The organism is Bacillus sp. FSL W7-1034 (assembly GCF_038593365.1).
GTDB classification, from domain to species: Bacteria; Bacillota; Bacilli; order Bacillales; family Bacillaceae; genus Bacillus; species Bacillus altitudinis.
The window spans coordinates 277796-293938 of the sequence record NZ_CP151989.1 but is presented as its reverse complement, the minus strand read 5'-3'; the positions used below and the strand labels follow the sequence as shown (position 1 = coordinate 293938).

Here is a 16143-nt window from a genome sequence, read left to right as displayed (position 1 = left end):
CGATCAAAATTGTGAGATCTAGTTTTTTTTCTAGTTTTTTATGGGTGAGAACAAAAATGATTAGTAGAAAAGCGATGAAACAGGTGATTCCATAACTGAAAGCTGCGGGCAATTTTCGCACCTCCTTATTGTAAGGCGTATACTGACAAAAGGATACAACATACTATGAAGATGAATTCCCCTTTTCAGCATCATATCCTTTTATGATGTCAATCGGATCAACTGCATCATCTTCTTGTATGTATTCCTCTACATAAGGAGTGATTAATTTCTCGAACCTTTGCTCATCGTCTACTAAAGCAATATAAGTTTCATCGCCTTCATAGTCAGATTGGAATAAATGTGCAACAGAACCTAAAGCTCTATCAATTGCATTTCTCAATTCTATCAGCCCTTTTTTATCACTCACTTAAACATACAAAACAAAAAACTTGTAGAAAAAATCTACAAGTTCTTCATTTCTATCAATGAAATGTTCTTTCTATTTCGCAAGCATCCATTTCTCTTTCATAAACAAACTTCTCACGATGACAAACAAAATCATCACTGTCAGCGCCGAGGAGCCGAGCGTCAGGGCAATTGACATCGGGTCAACGATGCCAAACATCAATTGCTTGCATAGTGCGTGAATATTAAGGAATGGGATCGCAAAGTAATACGTATCTAGCTGCGTAGCGCCTGCTCTCATGGTGAAAAACATCGGAATCACACCTAGTGTAATGATCATGGACATGTACGATTGTGCTTCTTTCACTGAGCTTGAAACGACACTGAGCAGCAGTTCAATCATGGATACCATAAATGAGAAAATAATTAATGCCGCTAACATAACGCCGATGATGCTCCACACTTGATCCCCGAAGTTCAGCGCTTGTTTCAGTTTTTCTGTAAAGAGCAATGTAGAGAGCAGCAGCATGCCAATCGCCACAATGCCACTTAATATACCAAACATAGAAACAGCTAGCCATTTTCCAATTAAAAGCTGAAGTCTGCTGGCCGGTGTCAGGAATAAAGCTTCAATTGACTTTCTATCCTTTTCACCTGCTACGATATCAAGCGCAGCTGGCAAAGCACCTGAGATCACAGACGTCACTAAAATCATTGGAAGGAGAATCGACAGCAGCATGGTGGTCACCCCGTTTTCTCCATCCCCGTCCTCTCCTTCTTGCACATCAACCGATTGCACCTCAAACGGATGAATCACTGACGATTTGATCTGATCCTGTGCCAAACGCTTTTCTACGACTTGATTTTGATATTGTTCAAGCAATGATTGCAGCATTTGAACCGCAATCACGGAATCATCATCTGTTGGATACCCATGGACTTTAATGGCAAACGATGTTTGATGCTGAAGCATATCGCCTGCATCTTTTGGCATTTCTAGATAAGCATTTGCTTCACCGTCTTTAACGGCTTGCTGCGGGTCATCAAATGTTTCAAGTTTCAGGTTTTTCACTTCTTTGATCATGTCATTCATATCGGACGGAAGCTTTTCATTGATTGCGACTGTATACGTTTTATCGCCTGGATCAGCGATCATGCTTTCGTAGAAAAACACGAGTCCGAGCATCGTCAAAAGAGGGATCAACACTGTTAAGAGCAACGTTTTCCTGTCTCTGAGCGAATCTGTCATTTCTTTTAAAAAGACGGTTTTCCACATTATGCATTCCCCCTTGCGAGCTTCGACATAAAGATGTAATTCAAGTCTTCACTTTGTTCCTGTGCATATAATTCTGGAAGCGTTCCTTTGTACACGAGCTCCCCTTGATGAATCATCATGACACTGTCACAAAGCAGGCTGACTTCTTCCATGATGTGGCTTGAAAATAGAATCGTTTTATTTTGCTGTTTCAACTGATGAATAAACTCTCTGAAAATATTACTCGATGTGATATCTAAACCTGTTGTCGGTTCGTCAAACAAAATAATGTCAGGGTCATGAATCAATGTTCTGGCAATCGCCACCTTTTGCTTCATCCCTCTTGAAAATCCTTTTACCTTGCGATCCATGTACTGCCTCATCCCGAATCGCTTTGCTAAATCCTCAATTCTTGCTTTGATTTCATGCTGATCCAAGCCATATAATTTCCCAAAGTATTCAAGGTTTTCACGAGCCGTCAAACGGTCATAAAGTCCCGTCTCGCCGCCAAACAAGACACCAATTCGCTTTTTCACTTCAGTTGCTTCTTTGACTGTATCAAAGCCTGCAACATTGACTGTTCCATGAGTAGGCTCCAATAATGTCGCAACGGCGCGTAATAATGTGGTTTTCCCCGCACCATTTTCTCCTAAGATGCCGACGACTTCTCCTTCCTTCACGGAGAATGTCATATGTTTCATCGCCTTTACGACTTTTTTCTTATCTGTAAACCAGCAACTACAATCGCTGAGAGTAATCATTTGGTTCGCCCCTTTCGACTATCTACGTCTATGATAGAAAAAATACCGCCTGTCTGACATAAAAATGTCGCGAAACGTCCTTTTTCTGTCTTGAAATGATCCATTTTAAAAAACAAATGGTAAAATAGACAAATAATAAGAAGAGTCATAGGTGATTTTTATGATAAAAGTAGGTCTTGTCGATGATTACCGAGTGGATTTAGAAAAGCTGCATGCCATTGTCGGCAGAATGGATGCCGTTGACATCGTTTTTGTGACGCAGTCAGCGGAGGATGCATATGAGAAGGTCAAACAGGGCGACATTGATCTATTGTTTGCAGACATTGAGATGCCTGGCATGTCTGGCTATGAATTAGCAGACCTTATTCACTCCCATGCACTGAATGTGGATGTTGTATTTGTGACGGGAAACAGTGGGTATGCTGTCCATGCCTTTGATTTGAATGTCCATGATTATATTATGAAGCCTTATCAAGCTGATCGAATCGCCAAATCCTTAGAGCGCTACATGTCCACCAAGCAGGAGAAAAGCATTCACGGACGGCTTCTCATCAAGCAGCAATCAGATATCCATGTACTGCAAAAAAAGGATGTCATCTTTGTTGAACGTACTGGCAGGTCGACGACCATTGTCACAACAACAGGAGATATTCAAACATACCAAACTCTCAACGAGTTAAAAGGTGATTTAGCTGAGAAAGACTTTATCCGCTCCCACCGCTCGTTTATCATCAATATTCATTACATTAAGAACTTTTCGGCGTATGCCAAAAATTCATTTATCGTGTCTTTTGAAGGGACTGATAAAAAAGCCATGATGACCAAGCAGCAATTAGAATACTTTAAGAAATACTACTTTTAAGGAGAACGAACGTGAACGCTTTCTATCTTGGATTTCGCATATATACGCTCATCTGGCTCGGTCTTGCAGTTCAAGCTGCTGCTAAAGCTGTTCTGCCTTTGTCATCAAGCATGGTGTGGCTTCTGACCTTTTGCATCTTGTGCCTTTACACCTTTTTCATTTACAAAAGGTTTTGGCTAGGTATGAATGGTTACATGATATTAGGCGCTTTTGTGCTCATCACCTGTTCAGGCATTTCACTTTTTCTCACGCACGGAAATGGACTAAGCCATCTTTTAACTGTCATCATCATTTTGACAGCCGATCTCCTTTCCTTCAAGGTGATGCAAACGGAGCAACGATTAAATGGTCGGCTTCAAGAGCTGATTCATGCTGAGTCGAGAACCAATGACTTGCTGCTTGAGCTGCGAAGTAAACACCATGAAACAGCTAGACATTTAAATGCCTTTTCCGCATCGAATGACGAGCATGAGATCAAAGATTTGATTCAGCAATACGTGAAACATTTCCCTTGGATCAAAGGGGAAAATGCTTATTTGGCCTCCACCCTTCATTCCTTTTTCCAGCGGGCTGAAAAAGAGGACATTGCCCTTTCACTAGATCTTCAAGCACCCTTTTCTTCTCTTCCTTTTTCTAAGGCGGATCAGGTGAGTTTTACTGGCAACCTGCTTGATAACGCATTAGACGCCGCTATTGAAGCGAAGCAAGCTGGGAACGAGGGAAGCATCTCGATCACGACTTCCATCCAAAGCGGGCTCTTTTTGATTCATTGTGAAAACAGTACTAAGGGCATGGAAAAACACATATTAGATCATCTGTTCAAGACGTTTGGCCGCTCGACAAAAGGCGGTGATCATCAAGGTATGGGTACTTATATCATTCATCAGCTTGTTGAAAAGGCAGACGGCACGCTTGATTTTACGTATCGTTCTCCAAACCTGAGGCTCGTGATCAAGATTCCTCTCACAATGGCATAAAAAATAAGGTGCTACTTGGCACCTTATTTTTTATATTATGAAAAGATCTGATCGATTTCGTTGATTTCTTCTTTTGTTAATTGAACATCGTTTGTTTTCAAGTTTTGTAAGACTTGCTCGGCTCGTTTTGCACCAGGAATAATGGCATCAATGCCATCCTGCGCCAACAGCCACGCCAGCGCTACATGGGCTGTTTCGGCATGTTTTGATTGCGCAATGGCCTTCAGTTTGTCTACTTTTTCGAGGTTTTGAAGGAAAGCATCGCCTTGGAAAAGCGGGTCCTTTGCTCGAATATCATCAAATGTCGCATCCTTTGTAAACTTCCCAGTCAACAGGCCTGACGCCAATGGAAAATAAGGGATAAAGGAAATCCCATGCTCCACGCAGTATGGGAGAAGGTCTTGTTCTGCCTGACGTTTTAGCAGAGAATACTCTGATTGAAGCACGTCTAGGTGTCCATCTCGATTAAAGGTTTGAAGCTGTTCAAAATCAAGGTTTGATGCCCCAATTGCCCGGATTTTCCCCTCATCCTTCAATTCCTTTAAAGTACCTGCCACTTCATCCAGCGGCGTGCGGCCGTCTGGGAAATGCATATAGTACAAATCAATATAATCAGTTTGCAACCTCTTCAGGCTGTCTTCGACCTGCTGTCTTAAGAAATCACGGCTATTATCCAGTTCAATTTGCCCGTTTACTTCTTTATGAGCCCCTTTTGTCGCAAGAACCAGTTCTTTTCTGCCGCCTCTTTTGGCAATGATCTCGCCAATCAATTCTTCTGAACGGCCCAGCCCATAAATAAAAGCAGAATCTAAGAAATTGACACCATGATCAAGAGCAGTTTCTACTAGCTCCCGCCCTGCATCTTCACTCAGATTCGGGAATAAATTATGGCCACCTACTGCATTTGTTCCAAGCCCTATCGGATTCACCTGTAAATCAGTTCGTCCAAGCGTTACTTTTTTCAAAAGCTCATCTCCCTTATCTGCTTAATCATCCTTATTTTCCCATGAATCATTTTCAACATTCAAGTATTCTGCTCTCTGAAAATCAATCTGGAGGTGGACGCTTTGAAAGAAACAGATTCGTATGATGAAGATACACTTAAACGAAAAGCTTTGCGATGTGAATCCTAACACATCTTTTGAAATGAAAACTACCTCCGTCTCAAGATTTTTACACACAAAACATTTAAAACTCATGATAAATAGATAAATTAATTCTTATTAACTAGTATATTCTACTTATTAAATTCCGTTTTTTATAGGTATTTGTGTAAAAATCTATCAAAGATAGGGACTACAACCTATTCCTCATCACGAATGAAATTCGATAGAATGAATAGTGCAAATCGTCATTAGGAGATTTTCCCCTTTAACACCCGAATATACCATTCTATCTGTTTCTTTTTTCTCAGTCAGATAGCGGGAAGAAAATGACGAAAGAAAAGCAAAGGAGCATCAACTGTGAATCTTAAAAAAATAAGTGCACTCCTCATGATTTCATTCGTGATGATCATCTCTGCAGCCTGCCAGAGCTCAGCAAAATCAACAAAGGCTGACCAAAAATCAACAAAAACAGCAGAGGTAAAAGTGAATAGCTACGAATATACGTTACCAGAAGACTCAACCACTACCTTGCGAGACAATGAATTGGTGTTAAAAGTCAACCTGACGATCACCAACAAAGGTGACAAAGCCCTTTCACTATATAACTCTGATTTCACCCTTTATCAGGACGATGCCAAAGTCTCTGATTTAAAATTCTACGGCAGTAAAGACCGCCTTGATCTTGGGTCATTGAACAAAGGGAAATCACTATCAGGAGCTCTTTATTTCCTAGTAGATAAAGGCAAAAAATATCAGTTCGTGTACCAAGATAGCATCAAGAAAAACAGCGATTCGATCGAAATGGAACTAGATGGCGAAAAGATACTGGATTCAGCGAAAAAGCTAGATAACCCAGCAAAAGCACTATCTGCTTATACAGATATCATTGTTTTTGACAAAAAGAATGATCAATTCTCAGAATTAACAGGTGACAATCAATCAGATGTCGTTAATAAATATCACGAAATGTTTGTGAAAGACTTTAAAAGAAGTGCAGGCATATATGGAAACGAAGTCAGTGACCGCGATATTTTATCCATGTACAAACGCATGCAAAATACAATGAAGGATAAAGCGAAAGTGGAAACAAGTGTGAAAACCATCTCAGATGACGAAGCGAAGGTTGTCGCTCAAGTAACCGGTATTGATGCTTCTAACTTAAAAGACAAACTAGACAAACAAAGAGATGAGTTTTACAACGGCAAAATCCGTTCGAAAGAAGAATTGTATAAGAAAAGCTTGAATATGTACGCATCTGAGTTTGAAAAGCTTCCTCCAGTCTCAAGCCCTGCTGAGTATGAAGTGAAAATGAAACGTAACGGAGATGGTCAGTGGAAAATTGACCTCAATGATTATAATACAGAGCAATACATGAGTGGTTTTATTAAAACAAGATGATGAAAAAAAGACGCTGGCTCCTTGAAAGGTGCCGCGTCTTTTTTCATGCTATGATACAGTCGTCTCTTGCTCTTCTTTGACCGCTTTTTCAATGTCTTTAAATCGGCTCGATACAGTGGACGCACTAATACCATACTTTTTAGCAACTTGTGCTTGAGAAAGCGGGGCATCGCTTGCAAGTGAATGAATATAATATTCGATTCCCGCAGCAAATGACGCCGCTTTACGGATCACAGGTGCTTTCTGATCACAGTAAGCTTTCCAAACTGTTAAAGCGCCATCTGTCAGGCTTTGGTCACCGTGCTCTTTCATCCCGTCTTCAATCAGCTTGGCTGTTTCCAACTGAACGTCACTAGCCCAGTCCATCCGATCTGCTGATAGTCCTACTGTACTTCCTTCTGTTTGAGCAGGCGCTTCTGTTTCTTCAACTTCTTGCTTCGCAAACATACACTTCAGCACTTCAGGGAAGGCTTCTCTCATAAATGTACTACGTGCTCCTCCGTTTGCCTCATGTGCTTCAACGAGCTGGCGAACCTGAAGAAGAAGCGTATCAGTAAACTCTTTCGCGAACATCGTATATTGAATGAAAAACTCTGCTTTTTCTTCAAACTGAACAGGGAAACCTAGAACAAGACTACCTTTCTCTGGCAGCACGGTTTGATCCGGCTTCACATCAACTTCAACCTTCTCAGCTGTCACCATATTCTCAAAGTAAAGAGACTCGTCCGTTTTTTCATTTAATAAAAGCAAAGATGGCTCCATGTCTGTCCAAGATTCAACCACTTGTCTTGTTTTAGGACGGGTAATATCTTCTGCTTTTTTTGTCAGGAATTCTTGGAAGATAGTCTCTTTCTTATCTGTTAATGGGCGGAAGAAAATGCCCCATACACTCAAATGAAAGACTGAGATTTGTTGCGTTTCTTTATCCATATCTGCTAGGAAAGAAAACTCATTAATGAATTGATTGATCGCTCTCTGATGCTTAGAGAACGCATAATTCATTAAATCCTTTTGAACTTGTACAGCTTCCTTAAACACAAGCTCAGACGTTTGTTCTCCGCCTGATTTTTGACCACAGCAATGTTTATATTTTTTTCCGCTTCCGCATGGGCAGAGCGCATTTCGTTTAATTTTTCCCAAAATAAAACCTCCGACATTCTAGTCTAACCTCACTATTTTAACAAACGATTGCACAGGAGAGTTTTATTTTCAAGAAAAAAGAAAAATCAGAATGATCAGATAAATAACAAAGACGTCTAAAAGAGCAAGGCGGCTCATAGTCAAAAGCACTCTGTCTCTGTTTATTTTCTCCAATCATTCCAATAGATTTCCCTCAGCTCATCCCTTCGAATAGCTGCTTTGCTTCAAAATAAAAGATTTGCACAAACTTTTTCGTATTGACTCTGCCTGTTGACCCTGCAGATGAAGAAGTCTTCTGCATTTCTTTCATCCTTTGGCTGACATCAGTGAAATCAAAAAACTTCGACGCATAGTGCTCAAATTTAGGATTTGAAAAATCTGTGAGCCCAAGTGATGCGAAATGATTTAAGGAATGATGGATGGCTCGTCTAATTCGCTGCTCTGCTGCTTTCACTTCCCGCATCACTTCCACATCCGCCGCACCACGACCAAGCTTTCGTTCCGCCGTTTTGATAAATAGCTGCTTTAATGGCGGAAAATTCACCTCATGAGAATTGGCTGTCTGCGTTTCATGTAAGTAGATCAATATCTCTAGTAAATCCTTAGAGCCACTCTCTCCGACAATTCCTAATTCAGATAGGAGGAATTCCCCTGCCTCTTTCATCGTTCTTCGCTTTGATCCAGTACCTGTCTCATGAGAAATCACTGGCTCTAATGGCAGCACATGCCGAAGAGAAGCTTGAATATCGTAAATTGATTTTTCGAGCTTGATCCGCTCCATGACCTTTCGAATGACACTGACAATCTCAATTCGATTGACGGGTTTATGAATATAATATTCAATTCCAAGTTCATAGGCTTCTGCCATCATCTCTTTTGCTTCTACTTGAGATATCATGATGACCTTGCCTTTGAATTCAGGGTGAATATGACGTATGGTTTGAATGCCGTCTCTAGCTGGCATTAAAAGATCAATCAGAAGGATGTCTACTTTTTTCAGGTTCAATGAATGCGCTTCTAATCCAATGCCGTCATCAGCTTCATCCACGACCTCTCCTAGATCCTCATCCTCAATGATCTGACCTAAAATCGAGCGTATTGCACGATCATCATCTGCAATGAAAAATCGCATACACTCACCCTCTCTGTATTAAATTTTTTATCGGAAGGACAAGCTGAAAAGCTGTTCCTTTCGTTTCTTTCTGCTCAATCTGGATTTGACCGTCCAGCTCTTGAACCAGCTCTCTCACATAGGATAAGCCAATCCCAGTTGACGGTGTTCCATATGCATCAAATTTTGAGGTATATCCAGGATCAAATACAATCTCTCTCAATTTCTCAGGGATACCCGGTCCATCATCCTCGACCCGAATCTCTATTTTATCATGACTGCCTTTTAATACGAGTGAGATGGCTCCATCATCCTTGATTGCTTCAACTGCATTTGCCATTAAATTATTAATCAGCGATAAGAAAATGAACACATGATACTCATGCAAGTGAATGCCTTTTATATCAGATGTAAAGGAAATGTTCTTCCCGAGAGATAGCGCATATTTCTCTTGAATGCGAATCACGATTTGAACAAGATCCTCTGCCCTCATATAATCTTGCATGTTTTCCTTTGAAATCAGCTTTGAAAGCCCAGCGTAAATACGCTGATTGTCCTTTTTAACTTCATGTATTTCCCCTGCAAGCTTCAGCAGCTCCTGACTCACTTTCTTTCCTGCCTCATGTTCATTCAGCAGACGATAGAGCCGATAGGATTCTTGCGTTATGTGCTCTGTATGATTTAACGTTTTCTTTAAATGAACTGTTTCCTCATATAAATTTGAAATGACCATCATCATATGCTCATTTTGCTTCATGATTTGTTTCTCTCTTGATTGTGCCTCATACAGCCTCATCATATTAAAAAAGCTGATGACCACGAAGCTGTGAGCAAATGCAATGAGGATCATATCACTCAGCTTTGAGAAAGTCATGGTTGTATCAAACACTAAAAATTGTACAAACAGCTCAACAAAATCAGCAAGCAGTTCAATCATCAGTCCGATCAGCCCAATAAAAATGGAACGCTGCTTGAAACGTCCTGTTTGGACAACAAAGAAAAGAAAAGCATAAGTAAAGTAAAAAAAGAAGCTCGGAAACTGCTGATAAAATGACAGAGCCAGATCAGCTTTTTGCTGAATAAGATCTAAACCTACCCGAAATAGGACAATGGCTGCGCCTGTTAAAAACCCTGGCAGCAATGGTCTTGATTTTCTTAAAAGTAATAAGCAAAAGAAAAACGCAGGTGCCCCAAAACTAATACGAAATGTTTCATTCACAGGATAAAACTTCAGCTCTCCCGCAAGCGGCACAATGACGATCATAAAAATCAAAATAAATGCGTCTTTTTTGACAAGCTGGTTTAAACTCAAATGACTGACATCCCTTCCCCTGTTTACATAGCCACAGTATACAAGGAGACTCTTTGCTTCACAATGAGCAAAAAAATTATTTTCACGGCTACTTCTCTCTTCAAAATCATTTTTTATGACTATTCTCCGAGAAGGCAAGGTGACCTTTCAGCCATTCTACGATTTGGAGATTGTCTACAATAATGGGAATTGTTTAGACAATTACATGCAGACTGATTTTTATTTGTAAGTTTTTCTGTAGATTTTCGTCAGATTGTGTAGTTTCCAAGATAAATTGAATGAACAATTTTAGTGAAACTATATGTAAGCGTTTTCTGAATTTTCACTAAAAACCCTTTTTGTTGTTTCGCCGCCAAAGCCTTCATTTGAACATATATTTAGGTGTAAAGGAGTGGTACAAGCAGCGCATGACAAGTTCTTTGAAGATGTGTAACATGTTTTCGTGCCTATTTGATCGCATTTTTTGTCATCCGCCAATTCAATAGGGTACTTTTTGATTTTTGATTGGAGGAATCGTATGAAAACAGCAATTTCTAATAATACACAACACGCATGCCAGTCTTCTGTTGATCAATGGGCAGAAGAAATACGTCCGTATTACAAAAACGGGCAGAACGCTGGCTACATTCCAGCACTCGGAAAAGTAAATTCCTCTCAACTTGGTATCAGCGTGATAGGCCCAGATGGATCATCTGTACGTTATGGTGATTGGGACGTTCCCTTTACCCTGCAAAGTATCTCAAAAGTCATCAGCTTTATAGCTGCCTGTTTAGGAAGAGGCGTTCCGTACGTCTTGGATCGGGTAGATGTAGAGCCAACTGGTGATGCATTTAATTCCATCTACCGCCTTGAGATGCATAAACCAGGGAAGCCCTTTAATCCAATGATTAATGCTGGAGCTATTACCGTATCCTCCATCCTTCCTGGAAAGACTTCTACAGAAAAGCTAGCATATATTTTCGATTTAATCGAAAACTTAATAGGGAAGCGTCCTTCTGTTAATGAAGAGGTTTATCAATCAGAATGGGCAACTGCACACCGCAACCGGGCACTTGCTTATTATTTAAAAGAAACCAATTACTTAGAATCAGATGTCGAGGACACGTTAGAAGTGTATTTAAAGCAATGTTCCATTGAGGTCACAACAGAGGACATCGCCTTGATTGGACTGATTATTTCAAGTGATGGCTACCATCCCTTTAAACAAGTCCAAGTCATCCCAAAAGATATCGCAAGACTAACAAAGGCATTGATGCTGACATGCGGCATGTACAATGCGTCTGGTAATTTTGCTGCTTTCGTAGGCGTTCCAGCCAAAAGTGGTGTGTCTGGAGGAATCATGGCTTGCGTTCCGCCAAGCGCAAGAAGAGAATTCCCATTTCAGACAGGCTGCGGTATCGGCATTTATGGTCCCGCCATTGACGATTGTGGAAATAGTATTACCGGTGTCATGATGCTGAAGAAACTCGCCAAAGAGTGGGATCTCAGTATTTTTTAAAAAGAACAGTGATGAATTCGAAGAGGTGATGTTATGAACGAAAAAGCTTTGCTATCTTATTTAACAACTACAAATGATTTTATTTGGACTTATCTAATCATTGCTCTGTTACTTGGAGTAGGGGTCTACTTCACATATAGATCACGCTTCCTGCAAGTCAGAATGCTGAAAGAAATGCTGCGTGTTCTAAAAGAAGGAAGAAAAGAAAAAGAGGGAATCTCACCGTTCCAAGCTTTTGCCATCAGTATGGCAGCACGTGTAGGAACAGGGAATATCACAGGGATTGCCATCGCTATTGCGATCGGTGGACCTGGCGCAATCTTCTGGATGTGGATCGTCGCAATTATCGGTTCTGCTTCAAGCTTTGTTGAAAGTACACTAGCTCAGGTGTATAAAGTCAAAGATAAAACAGGATTCCGCGGTGGACCTGCTTATTACATGGAAAAAGGGTTAAATAAGCGCTGGATGGGGATTTTATTTGCCATCCTGATCACGATCTCTTTTGGGATTGTCTTTAACGCAGTGCAATCAAATACAATCACCGTCGCTTTTAAAAACTCTTTTGGCCTAGATCGTTTAACTGTCGGAATCGTTATGGCTGTTATTTTTGCGTTCATTATTTTCAAAGGAATCAAAGCGATTGCAAAAGCATCTGAATATATTGTCGTTTTTCTTGCCGTTGCTTACATCGGGATTGCTTTCTTTGTCATTATCACAAATATCACTGAACTACCAGGTGTCATCAGTACGATTGTGAAGCATGCTTTCGGATTTGAACAGTTTGCCGGCGGTACATTAGGTGGAGCATTGTTACAAGGGATTAAACGCGGTCTCTTCTCAAACGAAGCCGGTATGGGTAGTGCCCCTAACGCAGCAGCAACTGCTGTCACGAGCCACCCAGTCAAACAAGGATTAATCCAAGCATTTGGTGTGTTAACAGATACGTTAATTATTTGTACAAGTACAGCCTTTCTTGTTCTGTTCTCTGATGCGTATAAAACAACCAATCTGGAAGGAATTGAGCTAACTCAGGCTTCATTAAGCCAGCACATTGGGCCTTGGGCTTCTGGATTCCTGGCGATCATGATTTTCTTATTCGCTTTTAGTACGTTAATTGGTAATTATTACTATGGTGAAACGAACATTGAGTTCTTGGGAGCGAATAAAATTTGGCTCAACATCTATCGTGTTGCTGTCATTGGCATGGTTCTTTTCGGAGCTGTTGCGACTGTTCCTCTCGTTTGGGGTCTAGCCGACTTATTCATGGGTCTCATGGTCATCGTCAACCTCATTGCCATTACCATGTTGTCCAAAGTCGCCTTTGCAGCACTGAAGGATTACATGAGACAGAAAAAAGAAGGCAAAGATCCTGTTTTCTATAAAAATGCCGTTCCAAACAATGAAGAGATTGAATGCTGGGACGACGAACCTGTTTCCTTGAAAAAGAATCAAATCGGATAAAACAAATAAGCTCTGGTCATATGATCAGAGCTTATTTCTTTATGCTAAAAATTCGAGAATGAGCTTATTCACGACATCTGGTTTCTCATGATTGATCCAATGAGTCGCATCATCGACAAAAATCAGCTGTCCATTTGGGCAAATTTTGATCGTTTCTTTTGCGAGCTTTCTGCTTAGAAATTTGTCCTCCATTCCCCAAATCATTCGGACAGGCACGAGAATTCGTTTGGAAATCGGTTTTTCAAAGCCGCCTTTTTTAATCGCTCGATACCAATTCAACATGGACGTAATGGCTCCAGGCTGCGTCCATGCCAGCTTATAGCTTGAGACATCTTCCTTCGTGAACAGATGAGGTCTAGCAGACAGTCCAATGGCTTCATCCAGTCTTTGAAAGTGATTTTCTTGAAGGGCTGCCTCTGGTACATTTGGAAGCTGAAAGAACGCGATATAAGAGCTCTTCTTCCACTGCGGCGGATAAAACGGAAGGACCTTCATCATCACACGAGGATGCGGCATGTTGACGATGATTAATTTCTCTACATATTGAGAACGGGTTGAAGCAAGGTGCCAAGCAACCGCTCCGCCCCAATCATGTCCGCCGACAATAGCCTTTTGATTTGGGCTCAGCGCCTTAATTAATCCCACGATATCATCTCTTAATTTGTCTAAGACGTATGATTCGACTCCTTCCGGTTTGTCACTCAGATGGTACCCCCTTTGATCAGGAACAACGACACGATACCCCGCCTCAGCCAGGGGGAGGATTTGATTTTTCCAACCATACCAAAACTCAGGAAATCCATGCAGCAGAACCAGCAGTGGGCCATCTTCAGGACCAGCCATTGCCGTATGAAGCTTTATGCCGTTTGTTTGAATATATTGAAACTCAACTTGATCCATTCCTTTTCCACCCTTTCCCCATGTCTTATCATTCTTCCAACATAGCATATTTTCCATTTTTCAGAAAATAAAAACACTCACAAAAAAACCTTCACAAGGGTGAAGGTCTTTATTTATTTCATATAATTCAGCACCCATATCAGACCATTCTTCCGATCTTGTACTTGTCCATGAAGTGCGCCAAAAAACGTATCCTGTAATTCCACAAGGACATCTCCGTCAGCTTCAAGCGCCTCGTATACAGCCTTTAACTCTTCCTCATTGTCAAACTGCATGATCAATCGAAGATTCTCTGGTTTTGGTGTGCGGCCAAATGTATCTGAAAAGTGGAGCAGTGATTCTCCAAGGTGCAGCTCAGCATGCAATACACGGTCTTGATGTTCATTTAAGATACGAATATCTCCGCCAAAAATTCCTTGATAATATTGAAGAGATTCTTTGACGTCTTCTACAACAATATAAGGACTAACGCTGATCATTTCCCTCATCCTCCTCTTGTTCCGTTCATTATCTCTTATATAGCTTATCCCAAATCGTATGAAAAAAGGCACAAATCGTCAACGGATTTGCACCTTTTTCTCAAGCAGATTTCGCTAATTCACTGTGTTTGTTAGAATACGCTGCGTACATGACGACACCGATAATCAGCCAAACCCCGAAGTACAGCCATGTCCGGCCTGGTAAATTGAGCATCAGAAACACACAACAGCCCATCGAGATAATTGGCAAAACCGGTACAAACGGAACCCGGAATCCCCTTTCCAGCTGTTTATGTGTCTTTCTCAAAATGAGTACGGATAAACTCACCATCGCAAACGTTAATAATGCACCAATATTGGCTAGGTTGGACAGATCCTTCAAATCAATAAACCCTGAAATAACAGCTGTCATCCCGCCAATCACCCATATACTGGCAACCGGTGTATCACTTTTGTTTGTTTTTGAAAACACTTTAGGCAAGAGCCCGTCCCGCCCCATCGCAAAAGCAATTCGAGTTGCCGCATAATTATTGGCGAAAATCACAGCCATCAATCCAATCACAGCACCGACAGAAATAATACCAGCCACGCTATGTTGATGGACACTTTGCAATACATAAGACATTGCCTCTGTCACATTCAACTTCGTATAGTGCACCATGCCTGTCATCACCAAACAAACGACAATATAAATGATCGTACAAATGAGCAATGAACCAATAATGCCAATTGGCAGGTTCCGCTGTGGATTTTTCACCTCTTCTGCAGAAGCCGAAATGGCATCGAACCCTAAAAAGGCAAAAAACACAGCAGCGGCTCCAGCAATAATCCCTTCCGTACCAAACGGCATGAACGGCTGCCAATTGGCTGGCTCTACATAAAAACCACCTACTACAATGAAAAGAACAATAATGCCAAGTTTCACAAACACCATGATATTATTGAATTTTTTACTTTCTTTCGTTCCTCTAGATAGGATCCACGCAATGAGTAAAGCAATGATAATTGCTGGCAAATTCATATATCCGCCTTGTTCTGGACCAGCTAAAAATTGATGTGGAATTGAGATTCCAAACCCCTCCAGCAGGCTGTTAAAATAACTCGACCAGCCACTCGCTACAGCTGAAGCAGTCAGCATATAAACAGATAATAACGTCCATCCCATGAGATGACCTACGAGTTCACCCATTGTGGTATATGAATAAATGTACGCACTGCCGAACACTGGCAGCGCGGAAGCCATTTCTGCATAACAAAGTGCTGCTAAACTGCACACAATCGCTGCGATCGCAAAGGAGAAAATAACAGCCGGTCCTGCATCCTTAGCTGCTGTAATTCCGGTTAACACCATGACCCCCGTCCCAATCACAGCCCCTATGCCAAGGAGCGTGAGATCGAGCCCGCCCAGTGTTTTCTTTACCTTTTGCTGTCTGCTCTGTTCTAACAAATCGTGAATGTGTTTCTTACGAAGTATATGTCGCAAACCCTTTCCCTCC

Annotated in this window: 15 protein-coding genes; 5 read left to right on the top strand and 10 right to left on the bottom strand. The window is 41.2% G+C overall.

Annotated features, from left to right (window positions below):
* Positions 1–163: 163 nt before the first annotated feature.
* The 3 genes from NST73_RS01595 to NST73_RS01585 all read right to left on the bottom strand — a co-directional run bounded on the left by NST73_RS01595 (position 164) and on the right by NST73_RS01585 (position 2403).
* Entirely contained in the window at positions 164–382 is a 219-nt protein-coding gene (locus tag NST73_RS01595; protein WP_017358599.1) for a hypothetical protein, read from the bottom strand.
* A 99-nt stretch (positions 383–481) separates the two neighbouring features.
* On the bottom strand, positions 482–1663 hold the full coding sequence (locus NST73_RS01590; protein ID WP_046526598.1) for an ABC transporter permease: 1182 nt from the start codon (positions 1661–1663) through the stop codon (positions 482–484).
* On the bottom strand, positions 1663–2403 hold the full coding sequence (locus NST73_RS01585; protein ID WP_007498365.1) for an ATP-binding cassette domain-containing protein: 741 nt from the start codon (positions 2401–2403) through the stop codon (positions 1663–1665). The genes NST73_RS01590 and NST73_RS01585 overlap by 1 nt, the downstream gene beginning before the upstream one ends.
* Positions 2404–2563: 160 nt before the next feature.
* On the opposite strand from NST73_RS01585, the gene NST73_RS01580 reads away from it, so the two are divergent.
* Together NST73_RS01580 and NST73_RS01575 are read left to right on the top strand one after the other, a co-directional pair.
* On the top strand, positions 2564–3265 hold the full coding sequence (locus tag NST73_RS01580) for a LytTR family DNA-binding domain-containing protein (protein ID WP_007498366.1): 702 nt from the start codon (positions 2564–2566) through the stop codon (positions 3263–3265).
* 11 nt (positions 3266–3276) lie between these two features.
* Positions 3277–4242 (top strand): GHKL domain-containing protein, encoded by a 966-nt coding sequence (locus NST73_RS01575; protein WP_342499320.1) that lies wholly within the window; start codon positions 3277–3279, stop codon positions 4240–4242.
* Positions 4243–4277: 35 nt separating this feature from the next.
* Here NST73_RS01575 and NST73_RS01570 read toward each other — a convergent pair whose 3' ends face one another.
* Entirely contained in the window at positions 4278–5207 is a 930-nt protein-coding gene (locus tag NST73_RS01570; RefSeq protein ID WP_144679699.1) for an aldo/keto reductase, read from the bottom strand.
* A gap of 498 nt (positions 5208–5705) precedes the next feature.
* Here NST73_RS01570 and NST73_RS01565 point away from each other — a divergent pair, with 498 nt between their 5' ends.
* Positions 5706–6746: a DUF4352 domain-containing protein gene (locus NST73_RS01565; RefSeq protein ID WP_135010205.1), complete on the top strand. Its 1041-nt coding sequence runs from the start codon at positions 5706–5708 to the stop codon at positions 6744–6746.
* A 48-nt stretch (positions 6747–6794) separates the two neighbouring features.
* Here the strand turns inward: NST73_RS01565 and NST73_RS01560 are convergent, their stop codons facing one another.
* The 3 genes from NST73_RS01560 to NST73_RS01550 all read right to left on the bottom strand — a co-directional run bounded on the left by NST73_RS01560 (position 6795) and on the right by NST73_RS01550 (position 10309).
* Positions 6795–7886 (bottom strand): SEC-C metal-binding domain-containing protein, encoded by a 1092-nt coding sequence (locus tag NST73_RS01560; RefSeq protein ID WP_024719014.1) that lies wholly within the window; start codon positions 7884–7886, stop codon positions 6795–6797.
* A gap of 193 nt (positions 7887–8079) precedes the next feature.
* Positions 8080–9018 (bottom strand): response regulator, encoded by a 939-nt coding sequence (locus tag NST73_RS01555; RefSeq protein ID WP_024719015.1) that lies wholly within the window; start codon positions 9016–9018, stop codon positions 8080–8082.
* Between the two features lie 4 nt (positions 9019–9022).
* On the bottom strand, positions 9023–10309 hold the full coding sequence (locus NST73_RS01550; RefSeq protein WP_144679703.1) for a sensor histidine kinase: 1287 nt from the start codon (positions 10307–10309) through the stop codon (positions 9023–9025).
* A gap of 517 nt (positions 10310–10826) precedes the next feature.
* On the opposite strand from NST73_RS01550, the gene NST73_RS01545 reads away from it, so the two are divergent.
* Complete coding sequence (locus NST73_RS01545) at positions 10827–11807, top strand: glutaminase (protein ID WP_008342152.1); 981 nt, start codon at positions 10827–10829, stop codon at positions 11805–11807.
* 33 nt (positions 11808–11840) lie between these two features.
* On the top strand, positions 11841–13268 hold the full coding sequence (locus tag NST73_RS01540; RefSeq protein ID WP_017358609.1) for an alanine/glycine:cation symporter family protein: 1428 nt from the start codon (positions 11841–11843) through the stop codon (positions 13266–13268).
* 39 nt (positions 13269–13307) lie between these two features.
* Here NST73_RS01540 and NST73_RS01535 read toward each other — a convergent pair whose 3' ends face one another.
* The 3 genes from NST73_RS01535 to NST73_RS01525 all read right to left on the bottom strand — a co-directional run bounded on the left by NST73_RS01535 (position 13308) and on the right by NST73_RS01525 (position 16130).
* Positions 13308–14168 (bottom strand): alpha/beta hydrolase, encoded by an 861-nt coding sequence (locus NST73_RS01535; protein ID WP_144679705.1) that lies wholly within the window; start codon positions 14166–14168, stop codon positions 13308–13310.
* A gap of 113 nt (positions 14169–14281) precedes the next feature.
* Positions 14282–14647 carry a VOC family protein gene (locus tag NST73_RS01530; protein WP_008342155.1) on the bottom strand — a complete coding sequence of 122 codons (366 nt, stop codon included), beginning with the start codon at positions 14645–14647 and terminating at the stop codon, positions 14282–14284.
* A gap of 100 nt (positions 14648–14747) precedes the next feature.
* The gene (locus NST73_RS01525; protein WP_019743569.1) at positions 14748–16130 is read right to left on the bottom strand and encodes an amino acid permease; all 1383 of its coding nucleotides are present in this window, start codon (positions 16128–16130) and stop codon (positions 14748–14750) included.
* Positions 16131–16143 lie beyond the last annotated feature (13 nt).

Coding starts and splice junctions, on each gene's coding strand:
- NST73_RS01540 (WP_017358609.1), top strand. CDS start 11,841: ATGAACGAAAAAGCTTTGCTATCTTATTTAACAACTACAAATGATTTT.
- NST73_RS01590 (WP_046526598.1), bottom strand. CDS start 1,663: ATGTGGAAAACCGTCTTTTTAAAAGAAATGACAGATTCGCTCAGAGAC.
- NST73_RS01530 (WP_008342155.1), bottom strand. CDS start 14,647: ATGATCAGCGTTAGTCCTTATATTGTTGTAGAAGACGTCAAAGAATCT.
- NST73_RS01585 (WP_007498365.1), bottom strand. CDS start 2,403: ATGATTACTCTCAGCGATTGTAGTTGCTGGTTTACAGATAAGAAAAAA.
- NST73_RS01580 (WP_007498366.1), top strand. CDS start 2,564: ATGATAAAAGTAGGTCTTGTCGATGATTACCGAGTGGATTTAGAAAAG.
- NST73_RS01535 (WP_144679705.1), bottom strand. CDS start 14,168: ATGGATCAAGTTGAGTTTCAATATATTCAAACAAACGGCATAAAGCTT.
- NST73_RS01555 (WP_024719015.1), bottom strand. CDS start 9,018: ATGCGATTTTTCATTGCAGATGATGATCGTGCAATACGCTCGATTTTA.
- NST73_RS01545 (WP_008342152.1), top strand. CDS start 10,827: ATGAAAACAGCAATTTCTAATAATACACAACACGCATGCCAGTCTTCT.